Below are 23005 nucleotides of genomic sequence, written 5' to 3'. Positions count from 1 at the left end.
TTATCTCCGCTTATGTATTGATATTGAAAAGGCTGTCGAGTTCCTTCCTGTTCAGTTCCCTTCCGATGACACACAATCTTCCCGTGTAGTCGGCTCCCGAGTCCTTTATTTCAAATTCCCCCGGGACATAATCGAATTGCACCCAATTGCTCCTGTCCGATTGAATGATTCCCTTTGCTCTTAAAATATTGCCGTAGCGTCCGGTGCTGCCCAGGTTCTCCAGTATTTTTCTCAAAGTGGCAGCATCATATGTTTTAGGTGTTTCGGCCCCCCATACTTCAAAGAACTCATCCGCATTATGATGGGTATGCTGTGTTCCTTTACAGCCGCATTTACAGCCTTCCGGGTGAACATGTCTTTTCAGGACAACCTTTTTTATTTGCTGTTCCAGAGCTGCTGACCCATTCTGCTCGGCAGCCGATATAATCTGTCCGGCATTGAGTTCTTCCCAGGGTGTGGTAATTATATTTGCTTTGGAATTCAATTTACCGATCTCACCTGTAAATTTCACAAGTTTATCAGCCTCAGCCTTCTGTGACCGGCTGAGAATAATTGTTTTTGCATGCTTTATCTGATTCTCATAAAATTCCCCGAAATTCAGGATATACATTTTATATTTAAGGATATCAACTACTGTGATCACCATATTTATGGTTAACAGGTCTTTTGAGCTCAAGCTGTCACAGGCCTTTAAAATATCCGAAAGCTTGCCTACACCCGAAGGTTCGATGATTATTCTGTCAGGCTTGTACTTATGCAGGACTTCCTCGATGGATTTTCCGAAATCACCAACCAGGGTACAACATATACACCCGGAGTTTATTTCCTTGACTTCTATTCCCGACTCTTTTAATATACTTCCGTCTATTCCAATTTCTCCGAACTCGTTTTCAATGATTACCAGCTTTTCATCATGCAGTTTTTCTGCCATAAGCTTTTTTATCAGTGTAGTTTTTCCTGAACCTAAAAAGCCCGATATAATATCTACTTTTGTCTTCATTTTACCTCCTGCGAACGTTGATCTCACTAATCGGGACAACAGCTGCTTTTACTATTCTATGACAGCCTGTACGGACAATATGCGATATGGTGCATATGCTCTGTTTGATTATGAATGTTAATAAATGCGAATGATTCCCATAAGCATATATATTAATATAAATTATTTCTATCAATTTTTCAAGAAAATATTTTTTATTCGAATTGTAACTCTTTAAATTCATAATACATAAGTTAGTGTAGGGAAACTTTTTTGTTCACAGCTAACGGAGATTATATAAACCATATACATAATCAAGTGTTGGAGGTTCAGTTATGGGAGAAAAATATATTCAGTTAAATTCCCTGCCTTTAGGGAAAAAAGGTAAAGTAAAAGTACTTACGTCGGAAGGAACCATCCGCAGAAGGATGTTGGATTTGGGACTGATTGCAGATACCGAAGTTGAAGCGCTTCAAAAAAGTCCGTCGGGTGATCCAGTGGCCTATCATATAAGAGGGGCTGTCATAGCTCTTCGCTCTGAGGAAGCATCACAAATATTTATTGAAGCTCTCTAGTCAGACCTGCGGTTTAATTTTTCCACGGGCGGCTAAAACTCTGCCCGTGGCTAAAATATTTTTCAAAAATATAAATGAGGAGGTTAATTCAATGGGTTTAACAAGCCAATCCACGGGGACGGGGGTATTGACAGATGTACTGGCAAGTGAAATTTACATCAGCCGTACACATCCTGATGATAAAGTGATTGCCCTTGCAGGTAATCCCAATGTTGGAAAAAGCACTGTGTTCAACAGCCTGACCGGTCTTAACCAGCATACGGGCAACTGGCCGGGAAAAACAGTTACCAATGCACAGGGAAAATACAGGCATAAAGATAAAAACTTCATAATGGTGGACATTCCCGGTACATATTCTTTAATGGCAAATTCGGCCGAAGAAGAGATTGCAAGGGATTTTGTCTGTTTTGGAATGCCCGATGCAACAGTTGTTGTAGCAGATGCCACCTGTCTTGAGAGAAACCTGAATCTGATATTGCAAACACTGGAAATAACCGATAGGGTTGTAGTATGTGTAAACCTTATTGATGAAGCAAAAAGAAAGAAAATCCACATTAAATATGACAGGCTTTCAAAGCTCCTGGGCGTACCTGTCATACCAACTAATGCCCGAAGCAATAAAGGCCTTGATGAATTGATGGATGCTGTATACGATGTGGCAAACAGGCGTATGGCCACAAATCCCATTCAAATTACTTATGACGCAGTAATTGAAGAAGCTGTAAGTATGATCCAGCCTAAAATATGGGAATTGGTTGACGGTAAAATAAACAACCGCTGGGTAGCATTCAAGCTGCTGGACGGAGATACAACCCTGCTGAAAACATTGGACAAATATCTTGGTTTCGACCTGATGGGAAATTCAGAATTACAGGAATTGCTTGCGGAGGCAAGAAAATACATGACTGAAAACGGCATCGGACCGGACCGGTTAAGGGATAAAATTGTATCCAGGCTTGTCGGCACTGCCGAAGAAATAAGCAGCAAGTCCGTTACTTTTGAAAATAAGCAATACAACCGTACCGACAGAAATATAGACCGTATTCTCACATCAAGAATTTTTGGCATCCCAATCATGCTGGGCATGCTGGCCATAGTATTCTGGATCACCATAGCAGGTGCAAATGTGCCCTCGGGACTGCTTTCGGACATGTTTTTCCGGATTGAGGCAAAGCTCACAGAATTCTTTATGTGGGCAGGTTCGCCAGATTGGCTGCATGGGATTCTGGTCCTTGGTATATACCGGACGCTTGCCTGGGTTGTATCCGTTATGCTGCCTCCCATGGCTATATTCTTTCCCCTGTTCACTCTTTTGGAGGATTTGGGTTACCTGCCCAGAGTTGCTTTTAATCTTGATAATTTCTTTAAAAAAGCATGTGCGCATGGAAAGCAGGCTTTGACCATGTGCATGGGATTTGGCTGTAATGCCGCCGGTGTAATAGGCTGCAGAATTATTGATTCTCCCAGGGAAAGGTTAATCGCCATCATCACAAATGTATTCGTACCCTGTAACGGCCGGTTTCCCACCCTTATAGCCATAGGTACTATTTTTATAGGCGGGACATTCGGTGGCGCTTTTGAATCGGTGGCCTCCACCCTGGCTCTTACAGGAGTTGTTTTGATAGGAATATTTATGACCCTGCTTGTATCCAGGATATTATCGAAAACCATACTGAAAGGCCTTCCCTCCTCCTTCACACTGGAGCTGCCCCCATACAGGAAGCCGCAGGTGGGACGTATTATTGTACGCTCCATACTGGACAGGACTCTTTTTGTTCTGGGCCGTGCAGTTGTCATTGCGGCACCTGCCGGCCTGGTTATATGGCTGATGGCTAATATCAGCATAGGAGATTTGAGCCTCCTGTCACACGCCGCCGTCTTTCTTGACCCCTTTGCCAGGCTGCTGGGAATGGACGGATATATACTGATGGCCTTTGTACTTGGCCTTCCGGCCAATGAAATTGTTATACCCATCCTTATAATGAGCTATATGGCCTCGGGTTCCATGCTGGAGCTTGAGCAGTTATCCGATCTGAAACAACTTTTTGTTGCCAACGGTTGGACCTGGCTTACTGGTGTTTGTGTAATGCTGTTTTCTCTCATGCACTTCCCCTGCGGTACAACTCTATGGACCATACGGAAGGAAAGCCGGAGCTGGAGGTGGACACTGGCCTCCTTTGCCATACCCACCGCAGCCGGTATTATAGTATGCTTTGCTGTTGCCGGTGCGGCAAGGCTGTTGGGTCTGGTATAGATTAAGAATTAGTTTAGTAAACAATGTTGATTATATATTTTCGAAAAATTAAGGAAATAATTTCTGAAAACAAATATAAGTACTATAAAAAAACAGCAAATTCATATGTTAATAAAAAGTTTCTTAATTAACGTGTTGTGCAATAAAATACAAAGGAGATCAGTATGAAAAGCTTTTTAAAAACCGTTGCTTATTTGATTTTTATATTTTTATCCATACTGTTTATATATTATGGAAACAGATATGTATGCCATAATCAGTATAATAAGGGAATTAACTATGAAAGAGAGGAAGAATTGAATTACCTGGTTTTTGCAGAGGTGAAAACCATTGATAAAATCATAAAAGACACATCCGATCCCTCCAGCCAGAGAATATATTTTAAAGCTGAAATATTCGGGGATAAAAACTATAATAATAATTTAGTAATTGGAACACAAATTCTGGATGATACAGATAAGAATGTTGCACAAGTCTCCCCCGGGGACAAGGTGGTGCTGCTGCCCATGGATGACGATTTGATTTTTCAGTATTATTACCGTTTTGATAAAATCGTCATTTTAGGAGTTGTTTTTGCAGCATTGGTAATAGTGTTGGGTGGAATAAAAGGAATAAAAACAATCCTTGCACTTGCTATGACATGCCTGTCAATATTTTTTGTATTCATACCGGCTATCGGCAGAGGTTATAATATTTATTTTTCATCCTGCATTATATGTCTGTACATTATTATCACCACTTTTATAATTGTCTACGGCTATAACAGGAAAAGTATGGTAGCAGCCATAAGCTGCCTCACGGGGGTGGTGTTTTCAGTAATAATCACTTTTTTAATGGACAGCTGGATGAAGCTGACAGGATATATCAATGATGAAACCTATATGTTGGGAAATATATTCGGTATTAAGGATCTTGATGTGAAAGCCATTATATTTTCAATGATCACCATAGGTGCAATGGGTGCAATCATGGATGTGTCAATGTCAATAACCACCTCCTTATATGAAATCAAGTCAAGTAAAACAAATGCCACTGCAATGTCTCTTTTAAAGTCAGGAATCTCCATAGGCAGGGATATAATGGGCACGATGACAAATACGCTCATACTTGCCTATATCGGCAGTTCACTGATTGTTGTTCTGATTTATGCGGGTTCCAATTATTCTTTGTTGAGTCTGGTGAACAAGGAGGAATTAATATTTGAGTTCCTGCAGTCACTTGTAGGCAGTTTGAGTATTTTACTGACAATTCCCATTACTGCTGTCATATCCTCAGTCTTTTTTACAGATGTGAATAAATACCCTGAAGGACGAAGCAAGCTGAGAAAACTTCCGGAAGGATCAGGCCGTTCTGAAAAAATTCAACATTATTGAACCGTTAAAACAATTTCCAAAAGGCGGCCGTGTCATAAGCACCCGGTGTATGATTTTTTCTCCATTTCCACCTATTGACTTTTTTAAAATACATGCAATAATATATGTTGTGTTTAAAATTCAATCCATATACAATATATAGTATATGGATTGAATTCCGAGCATAACATAAAGTAAGGATAAATATCAATCCATTTGCAAAGGAGATAAAAACAGCTATGATAAAGCGGATTGTTAAAAGGGATCGATCTACTGTCCCCTTTAAAAAAGAAAAAATAACTATTGCAATATTCAAGGCTGCCAATGCCGTTGGAGGCAATGATTTTTCCATAGCCGAAGCCTTGAGCTCGGAAGTGGTCAGGATTGCCGGACAGAAATACTCTGAAGGAATTGCAGAGGTGGAAGGCATCCAGGATATTGTTGAGAAGGTTCTTATTGAGGCAGGCCATGCGAAAACGGCAAAGGCTTACATACTTTACCGCGAGAAAAGGCGTTCGGCCAGGGAGACAAATGCTTTGATAGGTGCAACAATCAATATGTTTTCAGAATACCTTAACGACAGGGACTGGCAGATAAATGAAAATGCCAATACACAGAAATCCATAAACGGACTGAATAACTACGTACGGGAAGCTTTTACAAAAAACTACTGGCTCCATGAGATTTATCCGGATGATATCAGACAGGCACATTTGTCAGGAGATATACATTTGCATGACCTGGGATTTTTCGGGCCTTACTGTGCCGGCTGGGATCTCCGTCAAATACTGATGAACGGCTTTGGAGGTGTCGGCGGAAAAGTCGAATCAAAACCGCCGAAACACCTTCGTTCCTTTCTGGGACAGATAGTAAACTCCACGTTCACCACACAGGGCGAAACCGCCGGTGCACAGGCCTGGTCATCTATTGATACCTATTGCGCTCCTTTTATACGGTATGACCGGCTGGATTATAAAGCAGTAAAGCAGGCATTGCAGGAATTTATATTTAATTTGAATGTTCCAACCAGGGTTGGTTTCCAGTGCCCTTTTTCAAACCTGACCTTTGATATTATCCCCCCAGGAACTTTAAAGGAAGAAAGTGTAATTATAGGCGGGAAGCTCCTGCCGGAAAAATACGGTGATTTTCAGGAAGAAATGAACATATTCAACATGGCCTTCTGTGATGTCATGATGGAGGGGGATTCAAAGGGCAGAGTTTTTACCTTCCCCATTCCTACCATAAACGTAACAAAGGACTTTGACTGGGACAGTCCTGTAACAGGAAAGTTCATGGAAATAACCTGCAAGTACGGTATCCCCTATTTCTCAAACTATATTAATTCCGATTTATCACCGGAGGATGCACTTTCCATGTGCTGCCGTCTGAGACTTGATACCTCCGAACTGCGAAAAAGGGGCGGCGGTCTTTTCGGCTCAAACCCGCTTACGGGTTCTATCGGCGTTGTAACCATTAATCTTCCCCGCCTTGCATATATATCAAAAAGTGAGTCGGAATTTTTCACACGTCTGTGGCAGCAGATAAATCTGGCCAAAAACAGTCTTGAAATCAAGAGAAAAGTTATCGAGGAACAGACAGCCAAAAGCTTATACCCGTATTCCGCCAACTATTTGAAAGATGTTAAACAAAGAACAGATTTCTATTGGTTTAACCATTTCAATACCATAGGTATAATTGGAATGAATGAAGCCTGCCTGAACCTGCTGGGTAACGGGTCAGACCTGACAACACCTCAGGGTCAGGAGTTTGCAGTCAAAACTCTTAATTATATGAGGAGCCTTATTAAGGAAATACAGGAGGAGACGGGACACTATTACAATCTGGAGGCGACTCCGGCCGAGGGCACCAGCTACCGTCTTGCAAAAAAGGATAAGGAACGGTATCCGGACATTATAACCGCAGGTGACGCAGTTCCCTATTACACCAATTCCAGCCAGCTGCCCGTTGGCTGCACCGACGATATTTTTGAAACACTGGAACTCCAGGATGAGCTGCAGTCCTTGTATACAGGAGGTACCGTCCTTCACCTGTATCTGGGTGAGGAAATAAAAGATACGGGTTCTGCCAAAAATCTGATAAGGAAGATATTTACCAATTATAAATTGCCGTATATTTCGTTGACTCCGACTTTTTCCATATGCAATAACCATGGGTACCTCACGGGAGAGCAGTTCTTCTGTCCTGAATGCGGTGAGGAAACCGAAGTCTGGAGCCGAGTAGTGGGATATCTCAGACCTGTAAAAAATTATAATGAAGGAAAACGTGAGGAATACAGATTAAGGAAGAAATATGTCATAAAGGAGTAATGGGATATGATGATCGCAGGTATGGTCAAGAGTTCGCTGGTGGATTATCCGGGCATGGTCTCCTGCGTATTGTTTACGCCCGGCTGCAATTTCGACTGTTTTTACTGCCATAACCGTTCCATACTGGAGGGAACTCATGAGGTACTTTCAACCGGATATGTCGAGAGTTTCCTTCGCAGGCGGGCAGGCTTACTGGACGGGGTTGTTATTACAGGCGGCGAACCCACTTTACAGCCCGGCCTGATTCCGTTCATAAGAAAAATTAAAAAATCAGGGTACAAAATAAAGCTGGATACAAACGGTTCTTCCCCCCCAACCGTTAAACAAATACTTGATAATGGGCTCTGCGATTATTTTGCTGTGGATTACAAAGCCCCTGCCGCCAAATATGAAGAGATCTGCGGCAGCGGTGCCGGCGCCGGGACTGTAAAGGAAACAATACAGCTGCTGGTGGACGCCGGGGTTGATTTTGAGGTCAGGACCACCGTCATTCCCCAGCTTGGAAAGGAAGACCTGATAAGTATGTCCAGGGAGCTTCCGGTAGTTCCCAAATATGTCCTGAACCGCTATAGGCTCCCTGAAAATTATAAGGAATGTGACAGTTCAAGGATCATGGAAAAACCCTATTTCCAGGAAGAAATCAAGTCATTTTCTGAACTGATTAAAGAATATCAACCCAATACCGTTTGTTAGCGGAATTTAATGACAAAATCATGTTCTCCCAGCAGCATTGTCCCGAAGGCATACCACTCTGTCGCAGAGACGTTCAATCAGACGGTTTTCATGACTTACCACCAAAACGCCCATGTTATTTTGTTTGGCGTATTCCAGCACCACATGCCATATTTGCGCCTGAGTGATTGCATCCAGCATGGTTGTCATCTCATCTGCAATGAGAAACCTGGTTTGCCGGGTCAGTGCGCGGGCTACGCAAAATCTTTGCAATTCGCCGCCTGAAAGCTCGTTGGGCCATCTTTTCATCCAGGACTCCTCTATTCCCAGAGACCTGTACAGGGAATCGTCCTGACAGCCGCTTTCCCTAAGTATCCTGTGCATCTGCCAGCGCGGGTTTACAGCTTTTTCAGGATGCTGGAAAACCAGTTGCACAGGATTAAAGCCTTTTGAGGGAAAACTCCGGCTGTCCAATTCCACAGAGCCTCCAAGAGGCCGCTCATATCCGGCGAGAATTTTTGCCAGGGTTGATTTGCCGCATCCGCTGGGACCTGTTAAACCCAGAATTTCTCCCTGATTGAGTTCAATATTGAAATCTTTGAGTATCCAATCCCCTTTTCCATATCTGAAACTTATATTTTCAGCTCTAAGTTGCATTATGACACCTCACTTTTCCCTTGCGAATTTCACGGATTTCAGGTGTGCTGCATTTACACTCCTGTGAGCTTTGTGAACATCTGGGTTCAAAGAGACAGCCTTCCTTGAGATGCCCACTGTGTGACGGCTGGAAGCCTTCAACAGGCTGAAATTCATTTTGGGGCAAGGCATTCCACAGAGCCCTGGTATACGGGTGTCTCAGCGCCTCACCACTTCCTTTGAAATCTGCTGTGGGAGCTATCTCCACCGTAGTTCCCGAATAAAAAACAGCAATATTATCAGCCACACTCAGGGCTGTGCCTATGTCATGAGTTATAAGCATCACCGCGCAGCCGTCATCGGCCAGCTCCCTCAAATGTCCCAGGGTTTCCCTTACTATTTGGGGGTGCAGGCCGGGTGTAGGCTCGTCTGCAATTATCAGTCTTGCCCCGCCGACAACTGCCGACGCAACCAGGGCTCTCCTTGCCATCCCGCCGGAGAGCTGAAAGGGATATTGGTTCTCTGCCTTTTCGTCCAGTGAATACCTTCTAAATATACTTTTTTGCTTTTCACGGGGATTGCCGCTGCCGGCTGAACAGCGGACCTGCTCTCCGATCTTCATTAACGGGTCGAGAAAATTAACCGATTGTGGTATCAAGGTTATATCTGCCCCCCGCAGTTTCTTTTGTATCTCGGGTGTAAGTTCCGCCCCTTTGTACAGCATGGAGCCCGATACCATGGCATTCTTGGGGAGTATGCCCAGTATTGCATGTGCAAGGAGGCTTTTTCCCGAACCGCTGGATCCCACAACAGCCAATATTTCACCTGCATCAATTTTAATACTGAGATTCGAAATGACCTGCAGGTTCCTCTGCTTCAAACCTGCCTGATATTGAATAAATGAAATTGAAAGATTGTTAACTTTCAGCATATAAGCCGCCTCCTTTAATCATGTGCATGGTGGGGATCAATAAGCAGGCGGAGATTCTCACCTATTATGTCAAAAGCCCTCACTATTATCAATAGTGAGAGTCCCGGAAAGAATGCCAGCCACCACATACCTGTCGAAAGATACTTCATCGCCTCTGACAAAATAACGCCTATTGCCGGTTTGTGCGGTGAAAGGCCAAAGCCCAGAAAGGTTATTGAGGCCTCATGAAGTATGGCATGAGGAAATAACAGCACAAAACCCACAAAAAATTGTGGCACCAGATGCGGGAGTATATGGTGGAAGGCTGTCCACCAGCGGCTTTTTCCCATATGTCTTGAAATTTGAACAAATTCAGCCGATCTTAACTGCAGTACTTCTGCACGTATGACCCTGGTAAGACTGGTCCAATGGGTAAATGCCACTCCTATGATTACTCCCTTTGCTCCGCCTCCAAGTGTGAATGCAATAAGTATCAGGGCCACGAGATGAGGCATTCCCAGAAAAAGATCCACAATCCAGGTAATGACCCTGTCAACTGTCTTTCCCATGGTTGCCGCACTCATACCAAGCACCAGAGCTATAACCACACTGACGGCCGAGGCTATCAAACCTATATAAATACTTAAGGATAACCCCTTCACCGTGCGGGTGAACATATCCCTTCCCAGCCAATCGGTGCCGAAAAAATGTTCAAGGGACGGACCAAGGTTTTTTTCATCAAAATGCGTGGCTATTTTTTCATTGTCCAGAAGCAGGCTTGCCATTATAACTGCGGCCAGGACAAGCACAGAGGATGCGATCATAAGCAAAGTACGCTGTCTTCTGTTGAGCCCGGGAATAAATTTAAAGAATTTACTGTTCCGGCTATCACGTGTAACTGCAGAAATCTCACTCATATTGCATTTCCCTCCTTGATCCTTGGATCTACAAGTTTATATATAATATCTGCAATCAGGTTCCCGGTGAATACAAATATGGCGCTGAAAAGCACCAATCCAAGAAGAAGCGGCAAGTCACCCCTCAGACCGGCCTGAACCGTGGCCTGTCCCAACCCCGGATACGAAAATACCTGTTCGGCCAGTACAGATCCGCCAAAAAGCTCGCTGAGAGAAGCAAACTGCAGCGTTATTGCGGGTAATGCTATATTGCGGAGTCCGTGCCTCCACAGTAGTTTCAGGCCTGCTTCGCCCTTGGCCCGTGCAAATAGAATATAATCACTCTCAAGAACATCAATAAGCTTCTGTCTGGTATGAAGTGCTATATTGGCCACCCCAATGATACTAAGTGTCAATGCCGGTAAAATAATATGATTAATTCTGTTGGCCAATGTGACATTTTCTTTCAGGACTCCGGCAGGCACTCCCATTCCAACGGGAAACCAACCGAGCCAGACGGAAAATATTATGAGCAGCAGCAACCCCAGCCAGAATGTAGGTGTGGATGCAAGCGTAAGGCAATACCATTTGATAAGCTTGTCAAGCCAGCTTCCGCGCAGCATGGCAGCAGCTATTCCCATTAAGAATCCCAGAATCCCCGACAATGCCCATGCTATTCCCATCAACGCCAGCGATGCCTGGAAACGTTCTTTGATTACATCGGTGACAGGTGCCCTGTATATCATTGAGGTGCCCATATCTCCCTGCAACAGGGACTTCCCCCATAATACAAATCTTTCAGCCGGGGACTTGTCCAGCCCCCAATGTTCAGCTATTTTGGCTCTCTGCTCGGGACTCACTTTGGCCATATCCGCTCCCACATAAGCCTGCACCGGATCGACCGGAGAGTGGCTCACAAGCACGAAAGACAGCAGGCACAAGGCAGCCAGCAGCGATATTATTCTGATACTTTTTCCTATAATAAATTTAAAAAGACTTGCTTGCACCATACTTGAAACTCCTTTGTCAAACTGTAATTCCACTAGTTCTCCCAGTGCCACTCTTCAATATTGTCGGTGAGAGGCCAGCCGTGTCCATGGGGATGAATCTTTTGTTTTCCGATGTTGAGCTTTTCTTTTACCAGATACAAATGATCAAGATTTACAAGCCATGCCCAGGGAGCATCTCCATTTGTACCAAAGCCTGTGCTTCCGTCCCATTGAGCCTTCTTCCAATATTGGAGAGCATCTGCTTCACTTATTGAGGACATGGCCTTATTAAGATATTCATCTACCTTTGGATTCATATAAAAGCCGGAATTGTAATAATCCACTCCCCTGTATTTGCTGCTGTACAGATTATACATTTCAATAGGGTCCTGACTTCCCCAGCCAAACATTATGGCATTTGAGTACATGAGTTTTTCCATATCATCCCAGCTCTTGCCCTCAACATTTATTTTTATTCCGATTGATTTCACCCTGTCGGCAACTGCTATGGCAAGAGACTGGCGTATTTGATCCCCCGACGGATAGATCAGATTGAACTCCGCTTTTAGAGCTCCTTTTTCCAGGGTGCCGTCACCGTCGGAATCCTTCCAGCCGCCCTCCGATAATATTTGTTTTGCACCTGCTTCATCCGCATCCTTGATTACAGTGTCGGGATTCCACCACGGCATTTTATCGCATACACTGTAGGCCGGAGAGCCGTACCCGTTTAAAATCCCGTCAACAAGACTGCTGCGGTCAACATAAAAATTTATTGCTTTTCTTATTGCTATGTCCGAAGTTACTTCATTACCGATTGGGTAACCGTCTTTTGTTTTTTCGCCCGGTTTTATATAGGGGAACAATATGCCGCGGTTATCGACACTTTCAACCGCTTGCAGCTTCATACCCGTGACCTTTTGCCCGGCATAGGAAGGAACGATTGCCGCAACATCCACTTCACCCGCTTGAGCAGCGGCAAAGGCGGCTTCCTCACTTAAATACAGAAATGTTATTTTTTTGAAGAAAGGTTTCTTTCCATAGTATTGGGGATTTGCCTCCACTATTAACTGCTGGCCCTTATCCCATTGAACAAATTTAAAAGGTCCCGAACCCAGCGGTTTTTGTGAGTAATCGCTGCCGTATGCATGTTTTGGAACAATCCCCGTATTGACCAGTATATTTATAAAGGTTGACTGGGGATTTTTAAGTGTAAACTTAACTGTGTATTCATCCAGGGCCGTAACACTTTTCAATATATTCAGATCGACTACCGAAGCGCTTTTGGCTGTTGTTTCATATGTAAAGACCACGTCTTCTGCCGTCAAAGGCTTGCCGTCCGAAAACCTGACATCCCTGCGCAGGTTGACCGTCCACTCAAGTCCGTCATTGCTCACCGTATAATCTGTTGCCAGATCGTTTACTATTTTCATGTCGCTGTCCCTTTTCAGGATAGTGCTTTGAAACAGCGGTGAACCGTATCTTCCCCAGCCTGTGGTCGGGTCAAAGCCCCCGTCGGGTTCACTGCCTATGGCCATAATCAATTCATCCCGTTCTGTATCCGCTTTCATATTTTTTTCAGGTTCACTATTTGAACAGCCTGAAAAAAACAGCATGGTGAAAATCAGGGATAAAGCAGTTATTGTTACTGTAAATCTTTTTAGCATTATTTATAGCCTCCTCGAAATTTTAATAGCCTGTATTATAAAAATTGGGGTGTGGTTTTTTTGAATCTCTCCTTCCGGGCAAAAATAAAACCATGAAAAAGAGCTATTTCATATAGCTTCCCTTCATGGTTTATTTGTAAGTTATTCGTATTGTTAAAAAAAAATTAAATGTATTTAATGCAAGTCTTCATGACTTTTTTCTGTGTGAGTATAACACAGGTAATATTATACGTCAATACAAAATCTTCTCTCAGGTTATCACGCTGACAATATCTGCTGACCATATTTATTATATCCTTTTTATAACTTATAATTTCACACATTCTATTCCCGGGGTACAGCACTTTTTTTGGCTTCCCTGCCTGGCTGCGCTTTACCTTTGGCAAAACCGCAATGGTCTCCTCGGGGTTATCCGGGCTGAAGGAATACGCCATAACGCTGATATTTTTCGGGTTAAACAGCACCATACTCGTACCTGTGCCTCCGGTGGACTGGTGATGCGCTATGAGTCTGCCTCCGGAGGTTGCACCGGCAGGAGTGGTATATTCCGCCGTCACAATGACCCTGCCCTGGGTGTCTTTATCTCCCTTTAAAAGATTTTTTACCGGCAAGTTTGAATTGACCTCAATATCAAAACGGCATTTATAAATGTATTATAGTGATTTTCAGGGCAATTAACAGGTATTAAATTTTAAATGGGTTCGCTATTTTTAGAAGTTTTAATGAATCAGGAAGAGTTGTGTCTGCCGCTGGGTAAAATATAAGCCGCAAATCAGAAACAACTGATTTGCAGCTTTATAAAAATTTAATCAATGCATAATAAAATTCAAAATAAATTTACTTGATAACTCTTTTAGCACCAATATAAGTACCTCTGTATTCCGATAGTTTTTGTATCCGTACTGCACCATTTGAGGATGATGCATGGATAAAGCTGTCTCCGCCTATATAGATTCCTGCATGATCTATTCTGCCTGACGCTTTGCGCGAGGATGCATCAAAAAACAGTATGTCTCCTGCTTCCAGCTGGCTCTTTGACACCTTTATTCCGTTTGAATACATAGCTTCTGCCGATCTGTTCAGGTTAATTCCGAACTTTTTGAAAACATAACCGATAAACCCTGAGCAGTCAAAACCGGTTTGAGGGGTATTTCCGCCGTATAAGTACCTGACACCGTTGAATTGCTTTGCATATGATATGATCTGTTCATTGATCGAAGGTGCTTCCTCAACTGCCGCATCTGCTGCTGCCAAAGCCGCGGTATTTACAGAACGTGATACTTTGTCGGCAGTTTTTAATGCAATTGCTGAAGCACTTGTAGTTGTGGCGGATTTGACTGCAGCGGCTTTAACGGAAGCCGTTTGAACCGGAGAGTTGGCTACAAAATTGGAGGCTACATACCCAATCTTTGTTCCGATTTTAACTTTGTTCCACCCGTTTGCAGTATCAAGAATAACCACACCTGTGTTCTTATTGAGAGTAGTTATTTTTTTAGTACTGGTACCAGGGCCTGTTCTGAAATTAACTCCATTTGCATTTATGGTTCCATTTGCAGATATTAATTTCAAATAGTCATCGCTTACCCAGCCTGTCTTTTGGTTATAAGACACCTTGTACCAGCCATTGGACTTATCAATGACCGTTACATCCGAGTTGGTCAGTTTTGAAATTATTGAAGCTGATGTTGTGGGATTCTTTCTTAAATTTACATCGGTGCCTGCAATTTTCCCGGGTACTGTAGCCGCCATCGCAATTGAGGATACAAATGCGAGAGAAATACCTAAAAAACAGCCTGCCAGTACCTTGTTTACCTTGTTTGTCATTAGTCCTCCTATAGTGTGCTTCCGAAGTTAGCTGCCGGGTTCGGGTAATAGGATCACCCTACCATATAAATGGATTAACCCCCTGTTTCCTGGTTCCTCCGTACCTCAATATTGAGGATTCAGCAAATTTTTGTTTCCTGTTTCAGCTTGCTATAAAAGTTTGATGGCATCGCCTCCTTTCGCAGATATTATTTATGAAATGAGTTAACAATTAGTTAACATAATTCATAATACTACAATATTCGATATTATTGAACCCTTTAATGGGGTGTGGGATAAATTGGATGGAATAAAGAATACACTTTTATTTGTTTATTGGTTTTACTTCGAATTGTTTTAGCAGCCTGAGAAAATGATTTGCCTCACGCAGGGTATGATCACCTAAAAGCGGAATGATTATGGATTTTATTTTGCACTCAAGCAGACCCTTTGTACCCTGCTCCTTGAAGTCGCGTATTCTTTGCACTGCATTCAAGCTGTCTTCGGTTACTTTTTCAAGAGGAATGGTCATATCCACCGCAGCCTTTGCCTCCGTTGTCAACTGATCGAACTCATTTCCGAAGTCATGGGCGGTATTAATAAGCTGGTCCTCAGTGGGGTCAAGCAGTCCCCTGATAAATTTTGAGTGCTCTGCCATTATCCTGTTCCAGAACAGCTCCTGCTGCAGAGCTTCTTTTTCAATGCTCATTTCTTCCCTGCTTTGAAGCTGCTGAACCATCTGTACATACAACCTGGCTTCCCGCATGATATGGTCAATTAACAGAGGGTAATTGAGGGTGAACATTTTACAGGACAGAACATTGCTCAGGATAGTTTCCTTAAAGGTTATCAATGCTTTTATCAGACCGATGGCCCTATTATTAACAGAAACAACCCTTTGTTCCAGAAACGGATTTATTGTGACGGTTTCTCCACCCATTAGGTTAATCTCTGCCTGGGTTATATTTATTGGTATTCTAACTCCGGAATAGTACGAAGATACTGTTTCGGCATCAAGTGTATAGGGTGTAAAGACTTCACCGGAATGGATGACCGATTGACTGACAATGCCGTTGGATATTGAAACAACATCAATTAAGAGCCTGTCGAATTCCATTCTGAATTCATCGGCTTTTCTGGTGAAACTGTTATCTCTTGTTGTAAAGCCTGCTTCGAGGAAAAAAGAATGTTCTTTCATAATCCTGGCGAAAAAAAGATGCAACTCCAGAGATTGGCGGACAAAATCAAAACTTGACAGCATAAAAAACAACCTTTCATAAACTTCACTATATTAGCATATTATGTTAACAAAATTTTGATTGTTACAATTTTGTACAATCTCTCTTAATATAAAAAAGAGGCATATGATACTGAGACAATTCCAATATATTTTTCACATATATTTTCAATTGTTTCAGTTTTCATATGTCTCTTATACTATATAAATACTATAAAATAGTTTTCAAAAATCAAAACTCCACGTATAATTCCTTTTTTGCTTCGCATACAGGACATTTGTCGGGAGCCTCATCAAGAATGGTGTGACCGCAAACCGGACAGATATGTACCGATTTCAGCTGGATATCCCTGCCCTCTTTTACTGCGTCCTGCGCCTGCTTGAAAAGCTGTGCATGAATTTTTTCGGCCTCCAGGGCAAAATGGAATGAACGCTGCGCTCCGGTTTCGTTCTGGAATTGTGCAGCATTGAGATAAACGGGATACATTTGCTCTACCTCATGCAACTCACCATTTATACCTCCCTGAAGATTGTCGTAGGTTTTTCCGTTACCGAATACAGCTCCTGCCGTTACAGTGGCATCGGCTGTGTTTCCCCCGATTTCCCTGAAATGGTTTGTGGCGTGTACCCTTTCTGCATAGGAAATGGCTTCAAACAGCTTTGCAACATTGGGATAGCCTTCTTTCCTGGCTATGTCACCCCAGGCCAGATAGCGCATGTGAGCCATGCTTTCTCCTCCATAAGCCGAGTGCAGAAAATCGGATGTCATTGCATTTTTTACAGACATTTTATAAATCCTCCCTATCAATTTAATTTATTAAATAATAAGAACTGCTTATTTATCCTTCATGATAATGATTAACACTTTTATTCGAATACAACGATTGCTTTCCTTCGCTTTATTCTAAGTAATGCCGTTTCCAATATTCTGAAGCTGTGATTTAAATCCTTCTGCTCCAGATAGGCTGTTGAAATGTCCTGTCCGATCACCAGATCCATGTTTCTGGGTTCGGAGCACACGAGAGCTGCCCTGCCCTTTCCAAGGACCGGACTTTTATATACGCGGCCCTCCAGCAGTTTAATGACCCTGTCTATTTCCAGCAGGCCTGTTCCTTCCTGTATCCGCTGCATCTGCATATAGAGATCGGGGCTGACAGTCAGGGAATAGGCGCCGTAAATGGCTTCCGAAGCCAGCAGTTCAATTGCAGCTGCCACATCTGTAAATGCATTTTCACCTGCCGACCAGTCCTTCCTTTTTAATTTGTTTGTTCCTGCAGCTGTAAAAAGTCCCTCATAACCTGCGGCCTCATTTCCGAAGAAAATGAGTTTATCCTCCTTCAAGGCACAGGCCTGGGCCGAATCCATGGCTTTGGAGAGATCAGCCGGATAGCCTGACTTCTCATGGATTTCAATGTCTCTGCCCAGCAGTGTAAAGTCATCATATATGACCGGAAGCTCCGAGAACTTCCTTCCCTTCGTGGTAATGAAGCCATCGTCAGCTTCTTCAGTGACATTGTCGGCATCATCTATATTTATGCTGCCGACACCTGGACCAACAGGGCCGAAAATATGCAGAAAACGCCTGCCGGTCAAAACACTGCGGGCAGCTTTAACGACCGCTTTATCGATCTGTTCCCAGAGTTCCCCCGAAACAGGAGAACCTTCTCTTGATAGATAATTCATATACTCCACCTCCTGATTTATTAACATTTACTCATTTATTTACTTACTAACTCATTTATTCATCTGCTTACTTCTTACATTACTTATCCATTATCCTTTTCATTTAACAGACTTCCTATGGTTAATGGAGAGGCAGAAGGAGTATTTGGCTCTGCCGGCGGCTGTGAAATACCCAGATCCTCCAGCATTTCCCTGACTTCTGATTCCCCCTCCGCAAATAATTCCGCCTCCCGGGGATCAAGTATCCTCAAAAGCGTCATCAACTCTCCCACATGGGCCTTTTCTTCATCGCGTATGTCGCTGATGATTTTTTTTGCAATTTCATTGTCGGTGGCCTGGACATGTGCATCATAAACATAAATGGCTTCCAGTTCTCCGGCTATATCCAGACGTATTGCCTGGATCAGTTCCTCTTTTGTCAATTTCCGGTCTACATTTCCCTGAAAGGGATTTGCAAAAGCTGGCATAAGTTTAACCTCCTGAATTTAAATTTTAATATTATTAATATGATCAAATAAAGTCTTTTAAATACCCTTTGATCTTGTCCAAAGGTGTTGTTTTATCAATAAGCGGTTTATCACCATTAAGAAAATCGAATTTTTCGGTAAAGGTCTGCTTTTCGTTTTTATACAATATACCTATGGGAATACGGTCACCCCATTCCATGGACCTTTCCATGGCCTTTAATCTGTCTGTGGCGTCATATCCGTCCTCTATCCTGTAAACCCGTTTGCTGTACCACTGGAATGTATTTATTTTATTAAAGCTTACACAGGGCTGGAGGATATCCACAAGAGCATAGCCTTTATATTTGATGGCTTCCACCATTATGGAAGTAAGGTGCTCCCTGTCTCCGCTGAAGGCTCTGGCAACAAAGCCGGCGCCCAGGGCCAGTGCCACCAGAAGCGGATTCATGGGCTCATTCATTGAGCCTGCCGTCTGTATTCCGGTTATATGGCCGACACCTGTTGTAGGAGAAGCCTGGCCTTTTGTCAGGCCATAAATTTGATTGTCATGTACAAAATGTGTTATATCCACATTTCTTCTGATATTGTGCAGGAAGTGGTTTCCGCCTTCTCCGTAGGAATCGCCGTCACCTGTATTCACCACTACTGTGAGGTCCTTGTTTACAATTTTAGCTGCCACGGCAGGCGGCAGGGATCTTCCGTGAAGGCCGCAAAAGCCGTTTGTGTTAATGTACTGGGGAGTTTTTGCGGCCTGGCCGATTCCTCCTACCACCAATACTTCATGGGGCTTTTTCCCTGTCTGCTCCAATGCCGCCTTAAGACATTCAATTATGTTCAAATCACCACAGCCTGGACACCATGCTGTTTCTGAAATACAATATTTTACATCGCACATAGTTATTCATTCCCCCTGATTTTCTCAATTATAAATCCGGAACTCATGGGTCTGCCGTCATATTTAAGTACATTGCTGTCGCAGAATATTCCGGTGACCTCTGAAACTATAGAGGCCAGCTGTCCTGTTGCGTTCTGCTCCACATTTATTATCCTTTTGGCCTTTTTGGCTTTCTCAACCAGCAACCTGGTGGGCAAAGGCCAGATATCTCCGAATACAAGAGCTCCATATTTTGTATCAGAATTGCTGTTCAGCATGTTTACCGCTTCGGTTACCGGTCCCCAGGTTGAGCCCCAGGCAAGCAGCAGTACATCACAATCGGCAGCACCGGTAAATTCAGGCTCAAGAAGTTCCTCCTCCAAATGTTGAAGCTTTCGGAGCCTCTTTTCCACCATCTGGTTTCTGACCTGGGCAGATTCTGTTATATGACCCGATTCATCATGCTCATCACTGTCCACCAGCACAGCTGCTCCAGGATTTTTCCCCGGAATTATTCTCGGTGAAATTCCGGTTGGGGTGATTTCATATCTTTTATAGGGTTTGGCTTCATCAAACTGATAGCCGGATATGTAATTATTTCTTTCAACCCGCTCAAAATCAAAAGGTTTTACTGTTACAGTGGTATCGGCCAGATACTGGTCACTGAGGAGAATGACCGGAAGCTGGTATTTATCGGCCAGGTTGAAAGCTCTGATAGTCTGATAAAAAGCATCTTCGGGGTTTCTCAGAGCTATTACCATCCGGGGAAATTCACCCTGTGATGCCGAAATGACAAATTTAAGGTCACTCTGCTCGGTCCTTGTAGGAAGCCCAGTGGTGGGTCCGGGACGCTGCACCTCGGCAATTACCAGAGGGACCTCCAGCATACCTGACAGGCCCAGAGCCTCGACCTTAAGTGCAAAGCCTCCGCCCGAAGTACCGGTCATTGCCCTTGCACCGGCATAGGAAGCACCTATTGCCATATTGATTGCAGCAATTTCATCTTCGGCCTGCTCCACAACTATTTCGGCATCCAGCATTTTTGATGCCAGGTAATCCATTATGCTGGTAGAGGGTGTCATGGGATAGGCTGAATAAAATTTACAGCCGGCTGCCAATGCACCCAGTGCAACAGCCTCATTTCCATTGATTATTATATTGTTATCCTGTGCTGCCGTAATAACCTCATGTCTCCTTGCAGTCAGCTTTCTTCCATCCTGAACAGCTTTGAAATTCAATGCTGCAAGTTGGGCGTTAAAGAAAGCATTAAGAACGGCTTCTGTTTCCCGTTCATCAATTCCAAGCAGCTCCAAAACCGCACCGACAGCCACACTTCCCATTGTTCTGGTATTTCCCGTACCCGAAGCGGTTTGTTTAAGGGGCAGTCTGATACATCTCAAATCCTGGTTTATTATTTCTTCATCGCAAATAATAAAACCGTCGGCTTTTAAATTTTCAGCATGATATTCGACAGTTTCACCATTCATGGCAATAATGCCGTCCAATTCCTCTGAATGGGACAATAGTTTCTCACTGCCGAAACGTATCTGAATAAAATTATGTCCGCCTCTTACTCTTGACATGTAATCTCTGATTGTGAATACTTCAAAACCCTGTCTTTTCAGAATTCTTTCAAATATGGCCGAGAGAGTTTCAATGCCCTGCCCTGCCGCACCTCCGATTAAAATGTTATAATTCACAACTCCACCTCTTTTTGTTTAATATATAAATGCTTTACCTAATGTAGAACTATTTACGAAATTCACAGCTTAGGTTTATAAATACCACTTTAAATTTGCCGGTAAACATGAAATTATATTTAATTTACCAATTTTGTAGAACACTTTAAGAAAAATTCCAGGAAGGAATCCGAAAAAAAGTGGTACGAGCCCTTTGGTTAATTGTTCAAAAGACGCTCATACCACTTGCTTGCAGTATTAAAATCAAAGATTTACGGCACTGCCATTTCAAAGGCAACACAGTAATTGGGCTGTGCAATTCCGGTGGTACTTCCTTTAAAGGTATCGGAATCCTTAAGCAGTCCCCACCTAACAGTTCCGTTTGTCCTTTTTGTTCCGCCTGTGTTATTTGCATAACCTACCTTGACACCTGAAGACGGAAGATCACTGGCACATGTGATTTTTACAGCATTACCGGATATTTCAACCGAACTGATTGTAATACGTCCGCTGGCTGTACTCACTTCAAAACCTTTTCCGTTTCTCCACTCCGTCAGGGTGCTTTGATTTGGAGCAGGCAGGGTTGTATCCCATACTAGCGGTGCTACAGGTACATGGAAATTGACTGTGATGACCCTTCCGCTTTTGCTTACATTTGTGGGCTGGAGCGGCTGCCAGTCTTTGCCCAGTACTACCTTTTCATAATATATCTCACCCAATTTTTCACCCAGCTGCTGGTAACCGCTTGCTACCAGATGAACTCCGTCACTGTAGTAAGGGTACTGGTATTTGGGACCGGTACAGATGATATCTCCCGGATGGTCCAATCCAACTCTCCACTGCTGCAGAGTTCCCGCCGAAGTCCCGCTGTTGCTCGGGTATGCATGCTGCTGTGAAACAAACAGAGGAATGCTTTGAGTTTGTCCGGTTATTGCCCTGATATCCTGATTGTAGTCCGACCACAGCTTATACAGGTCGTTTCCGTAGGTAGGACTTCCGGAATCGGTTTCACCGTGAGTGATAATTATTGCACCCACTCCGTAGGTTTTTCCTTCAGCGGCTGCCAGCCGCTTGATTGCATTTACTTCGAAAATGGAAGCAGCATAGGCACGGCCCACAGAACCCGTATCTGCAGCGCCTTTCTTTATTGCAACCATTCCCTGCCCCGATTCGCCGACAACCGTATGTGCCGTTATGTAATCCTTGCTGAAATTTGACTGAACCAGAGCTGTTATTTGATTGGCCATAACGGTATGAGGAGTTTCACCGTAAATATTTCCCGGGTAAGGTCCCGGATAACCCGTAGCATAACTGCGTATGGGTTCCACCAGCGGCACCATCCTGAGTGAAGTACTGTTTGGATTGAAAGGAGGCACCGTCGTGTTTCCAAGGGAAAGCTTGAGATTGTGATAGGGCTGGTTGGTGGTCACGGCAGGATTGGCCTGTGCACCCACCGAAAGGCTCTGCCCCGTTCCGATGACCCCTGCCCAGTTCCAGGGAATGTTTACCGGATTGGACTGGTCAACAGGGAATTTGTCTATCAGCCCCAGCAAAAACTGTTTAAGCAGGCTGAGATCGATTGCTGTTACCGAATCCTTTCCATCCAGATCGGCAATTATCTCTCCATCCGTTACCGGAAAGGAATCAATAGTTTTCAGCAAATACATTTTAAACAGTGAAAAATCAAGTGCATCAATACTTCCATCTCCATTTACATCACCGTATTTGTAATTTGCGGCTGCATTAGCCTCTGAAGCATATGTGATTCCAGAAGTGAGAAAAAATGAAATTGCCAAAACTAAAACCAATAGAATGAGAAGACTCCTTCCGGAGGCTTTTTTACCCGGGCTGTCAATTATTTTACGCATATTAACCTCCTAAGCCATGTTATGGCTTTGAGCCGCTTAGCGGCAACAAAATGTAATGAAAACTTATATCCTTTATCGCAATGTGGCGAATAAAGGAGGTTAATTGGCCATGTGCGCTTTCAAAGTATTGCTAAAATACT

Annotated in this window: 20 protein-coding genes and 1 riboswitch; of the genes, 5 read left to right on the top strand and 15 right to left on the bottom strand. The window is 43.5% G+C overall.

Annotated features, from left to right (window positions below):
• Positions 1 to 10: 10 nt before the first annotated feature.
• Entirely contained in the window at positions 11 to 1000 is a 990-nt protein-coding gene (locus T344_RS0124345; RefSeq protein WP_027630866.1) for a CobW family GTP-binding protein, read from the bottom strand.
• 314 nt (positions 1001 to 1314) lie between these two features.
• On the opposite strand from T344_RS0124345, the gene T344_RS0124340 reads away from it, so the two are divergent.
• From T344_RS0124340 to T344_RS0124320, 5 genes are all read left to right on the top strand, one after another.
• Entirely contained in the window at positions 1315 to 1554 is a 240-nt protein-coding gene (locus T344_RS0124340) for a FeoA family protein (RefSeq protein ID WP_004623788.1), read from the top strand.
• Between the two features lie 91 nt (positions 1555 to 1645).
• Positions 1646 to 3808 carry a ferrous iron transport protein B gene (feoB, locus tag T344_RS0124335; protein WP_027630865.1) on the top strand — a complete coding sequence of 721 codons (2163 nt, stop codon included), beginning with the start codon at positions 1646 to 1648 and terminating at the stop codon, positions 3806 to 3808.
• A gap of 164 nt (positions 3809 to 3972) precedes the next feature.
• Positions 3973 to 5181 carry a YibE/F family protein gene (locus T344_RS0124330; protein ID WP_027630864.1) on the top strand — a complete coding sequence of 403 codons (1209 nt, stop codon included), beginning with the start codon at positions 3973 to 3975 and terminating at the stop codon, positions 5179 to 5181.
• 218 nt (positions 5182 to 5399) lie between these two features.
• A complete protein-coding gene (locus tag T344_RS0124325) occupies positions 5400 to 7487 on the top strand; it encodes a ribonucleoside triphosphate reductase (protein WP_027630863.1) in 2088 nt (695 codons plus the stop codon).
• A 6-nt stretch (positions 7488 to 7493) separates the two neighbouring features.
• Positions 7494 to 8180 (top strand): anaerobic ribonucleoside-triphosphate reductase activating protein, encoded by a 687-nt coding sequence (locus tag T344_RS0124320; protein ID WP_027630862.1) that lies wholly within the window; start codon positions 7494 to 7496, stop codon positions 8178 to 8180.
• An 18-nt stretch (positions 8181 to 8198) separates the two neighbouring features.
• Here T344_RS0124320 and T344_RS0124315 read toward each other — a convergent pair whose 3' ends face one another.
• The 14 genes from T344_RS0124315 to T344_RS0124250 form a co-directional block, all read right to left on the bottom strand.
• A complete protein-coding gene (locus tag T344_RS0124315) occupies positions 8199 to 8816 on the bottom strand; it encodes an ABC transporter ATP-binding protein (RefSeq protein ID WP_027630861.1) in 618 nt (205 codons plus the stop codon).
• Complete coding sequence (locus tag T344_RS0124310; RefSeq protein WP_027630860.1) at positions 8806 to 9726, bottom strand: oligopeptide/dipeptide ABC transporter ATP-binding protein; 921 nt, start codon at positions 9724 to 9726, stop codon at positions 8806 to 8808. The genes T344_RS0124315 and T344_RS0124310 overlap by 11 nt, the downstream gene beginning before the upstream one ends.
• A gap of 14 nt (positions 9727 to 9740) precedes the next feature.
• On the bottom strand, positions 9741 to 10529 hold the full coding sequence (locus tag T344_RS0124305) for an ABC transporter permease (protein ID WP_422784869.1): 789 nt from the start codon (positions 10527 to 10529) through the stop codon (positions 9741 to 9743).
• A gap of 89 nt (positions 10530 to 10618) precedes the next feature.
• Entirely contained in the window at positions 10619 to 11611 is a 993-nt protein-coding gene (locus T344_RS0124300) for an ABC transporter permease (RefSeq protein ID WP_027630858.1), read from the bottom strand.
• A 32-nt stretch (positions 11612 to 11643) separates the two neighbouring features.
• The gene (locus T344_RS0124295; RefSeq protein ID WP_027630857.1) at positions 11644 to 13254 is read right to left on the bottom strand and encodes an ABC transporter substrate-binding protein; all 1611 of its coding nucleotides are present in this window, start codon (positions 13252 to 13254) and stop codon (positions 11644 to 11646) included.
• Positions 13255 to 13418: 164 nt separating this feature from the next.
• Positions 13419 to 13865 (bottom strand): hypothetical protein, encoded by a 447-nt coding sequence (locus T344_RS0124290; RefSeq protein ID WP_027630856.1) that lies wholly within the window; start codon positions 13863 to 13865, stop codon positions 13419 to 13421.
• Between the two features lie 226 nt (positions 13866 to 14091).
• Positions 14092 to 15078 carry a C40 family peptidase gene (locus tag T344_RS0124285; RefSeq protein WP_027630855.1) on the bottom strand — a complete coding sequence of 329 codons (987 nt, stop codon included), beginning with the start codon at positions 15076 to 15078 and terminating at the stop codon, positions 14092 to 14094.
• A riboswitch (cyclic di-AMP (ydaO/yuaA leader) is annotated at positions 15079 to 15213 on the bottom strand. It abuts the gene before it with no gap.
• 169 nt (positions 15214 to 15382) lie between these two features.
• Complete coding sequence (locus tag T344_RS0124280; protein WP_004623815.1) at positions 15383 to 16318, bottom strand: DUF2935 domain-containing protein; 936 nt, start codon at positions 16316 to 16318, stop codon at positions 15383 to 15385.
• A gap of 208 nt (positions 16319 to 16526) precedes the next feature.
• On the bottom strand, positions 16527 to 17081 hold the full coding sequence (locus tag T344_RS0124275; protein ID WP_027630854.1) for a rubrerythrin family protein: 555 nt from the start codon (positions 17079 to 17081) through the stop codon (positions 16527 to 16529).
• Between the two features lie 80 nt (positions 17082 to 17161).
• Entirely contained in the window at positions 17162 to 17977 is an 816-nt protein-coding gene (locus tag T344_RS0124270) for a family 1 encapsulin nanocompartment shell protein (protein WP_027630853.1), read from the bottom strand.
• Positions 17978 to 18060: 83 nt separating this feature from the next.
• Complete coding sequence (locus T344_RS0124265; protein WP_027630852.1) at positions 18061 to 18444, bottom strand: demethoxyubiquinone hydroxylase family protein; 384 nt, start codon at positions 18442 to 18444, stop codon at positions 18061 to 18063.
• Between the two features lie 43 nt (positions 18445 to 18487).
• Positions 18488 to 19339, bottom strand: coding sequence for a thiamine pyrophosphate-dependent enzyme (locus T344_RS0124260; protein ID WP_027630851.1), 852 nt, complete (start codon positions 19337 to 19339; stop codon positions 18488 to 18490).
• 2 nt (positions 19340 to 19341) lie between these two features.
• Entirely contained in the window at positions 19342 to 21018 is a 1677-nt protein-coding gene (locus T344_RS0124255) for a 2-oxoacid:acceptor oxidoreductase subunit alpha (protein WP_027630850.1), read from the bottom strand.
• 251 nt (positions 21019 to 21269) lie between these two features.
• Entirely contained in the window at positions 21270 to 22865 is a 1596-nt protein-coding gene (locus tag T344_RS0124250) for a dockerin type I repeat-containing protein (protein WP_051572237.1), read from the bottom strand.
• Positions 22866 to 23005: the final 140 nt, after the last annotated feature.

This window comes from Ruminiclostridium cellobioparum DSM 1351 = ATCC 15832, from assembly GCF_000621505.1.
GTDB lineage: Bacteria > Bacillota > Clostridia > Acetivibrionales > DSM-1351 > Ruminiclostridium > Ruminiclostridium cellobioparum.
The sequence above is the reverse complement of the archived record's forward strand: the minus strand, read 5'-3'. Positions and strand labels throughout refer to the sequence as shown.

What these genes read in the sequence shown, in the direction of transcription:
- T344_RS0124265 (WP_027630852.1), bottom strand. Translation starts at nt 18,444, where the DNA reads ATGCCAGCTTTTGCAAATCCCTTTCAGGGAAATGTAGACCGGAAATTG.
- T344_RS0124310 (WP_027630860.1), bottom strand. Translation starts at nt 9,726, where the DNA reads ATGCTGAAAGTTAACAATCTTTCAATTTCATTTATTCAATATCAGGCA.
- T344_RS0124250 (WP_051572237.1), bottom strand. Translation starts at nt 22,865, where the DNA reads ATGCGTAAAATAATTGACAGCCCGGGTAAAAAAGCCTCCGGAAGGAGT.
- T344_RS0124300 (WP_027630858.1), bottom strand. Translation starts at nt 11,611, where the DNA reads ATGGTGCAAGCAAGTCTTTTTAAATTTATTATAGGAAAAAGTATCAGA.
- T344_RS0124295 (WP_027630857.1), bottom strand. Translation starts at nt 13,254, where the DNA reads ATGCTAAAAAGATTTACAGTAACAATAACTGCTTTATCCCTGATTTTC.
- T344_RS0124305 (WP_422784869.1), bottom strand. Translation starts at nt 10,529, where the DNA reads ATGATCGCATCCTCTGTGCTTGTCCTGGCCGCAGTTATAATGGCAAGC.
- T344_RS0124285 (WP_027630855.1), bottom strand. Translation starts at nt 15,078, where the DNA reads ATGACAAACAAGGTAAACAAGGTACTGGCAGGCTGTTTTTTAGGTATT.
- T344_RS0124345 (WP_027630866.1), bottom strand. Translation starts at nt 1,000, where the DNA reads ATGAAGACAAAAGTAGATATTATATCGGGCTTTTTAGGTTCAGGAAAA.
- T344_RS0124330 (WP_027630864.1), top strand. Translation starts at nt 3,973, where the DNA reads ATGAAAAGCTTTTTAAAAACCGTTGCTTATTTGATTTTTATATTTTTA.
- T344_RS0124340 (WP_004623788.1), top strand. Translation starts at nt 1,315, where the DNA reads ATGGGAGAAAAATATATTCAGTTAAATTCCCTGCCTTTAGGGAAAAAA.
- T344_RS0124270 (WP_027630853.1), bottom strand. Translation starts at nt 17,977, where the DNA reads ATGAATTATCTATCAAGAGAAGGTTCTCCTGTTTCGGGGGAACTCTGG.
- feoB (WP_027630865.1), top strand. Translation starts at nt 1,646, where the DNA reads ATGGGTTTAACAAGCCAATCCACGGGGACGGGGGTATTGACAGATGTA.
- T344_RS0124320 (WP_027630862.1), top strand. Translation starts at nt 7,494, where the DNA reads ATGATGATCGCAGGTATGGTCAAGAGTTCGCTGGTGGATTATCCGGGC.
- T344_RS0124260 (WP_027630851.1), bottom strand. Translation starts at nt 19,339, where the DNA reads ATGTGCGATGTAAAATATTGTATTTCAGAAACAGCATGGTGTCCAGGC.
- T344_RS0124315 (WP_027630861.1), bottom strand. Translation starts at nt 8,816, where the DNA reads ATGCAACTTAGAGCTGAAAATATAAGTTTCAGATATGGAAAAGGGGAT.
- T344_RS0124280 (WP_004623815.1), bottom strand. Translation starts at nt 16,318, where the DNA reads ATGCTGTCAAGTTTTGATTTTGTCCGCCAATCTCTGGAGTTGCATCTT.
- T344_RS0124275 (WP_027630854.1), bottom strand. Translation starts at nt 17,081, where the DNA reads ATGTCTGTAAAAAATGCAATGACATCCGATTTTCTGCACTCGGCTTAT.
- T344_RS0124325 (WP_027630863.1), top strand. Translation starts at nt 5,400, where the DNA reads ATGATAAAGCGGATTGTTAAAAGGGATCGATCTACTGTCCCCTTTAAA.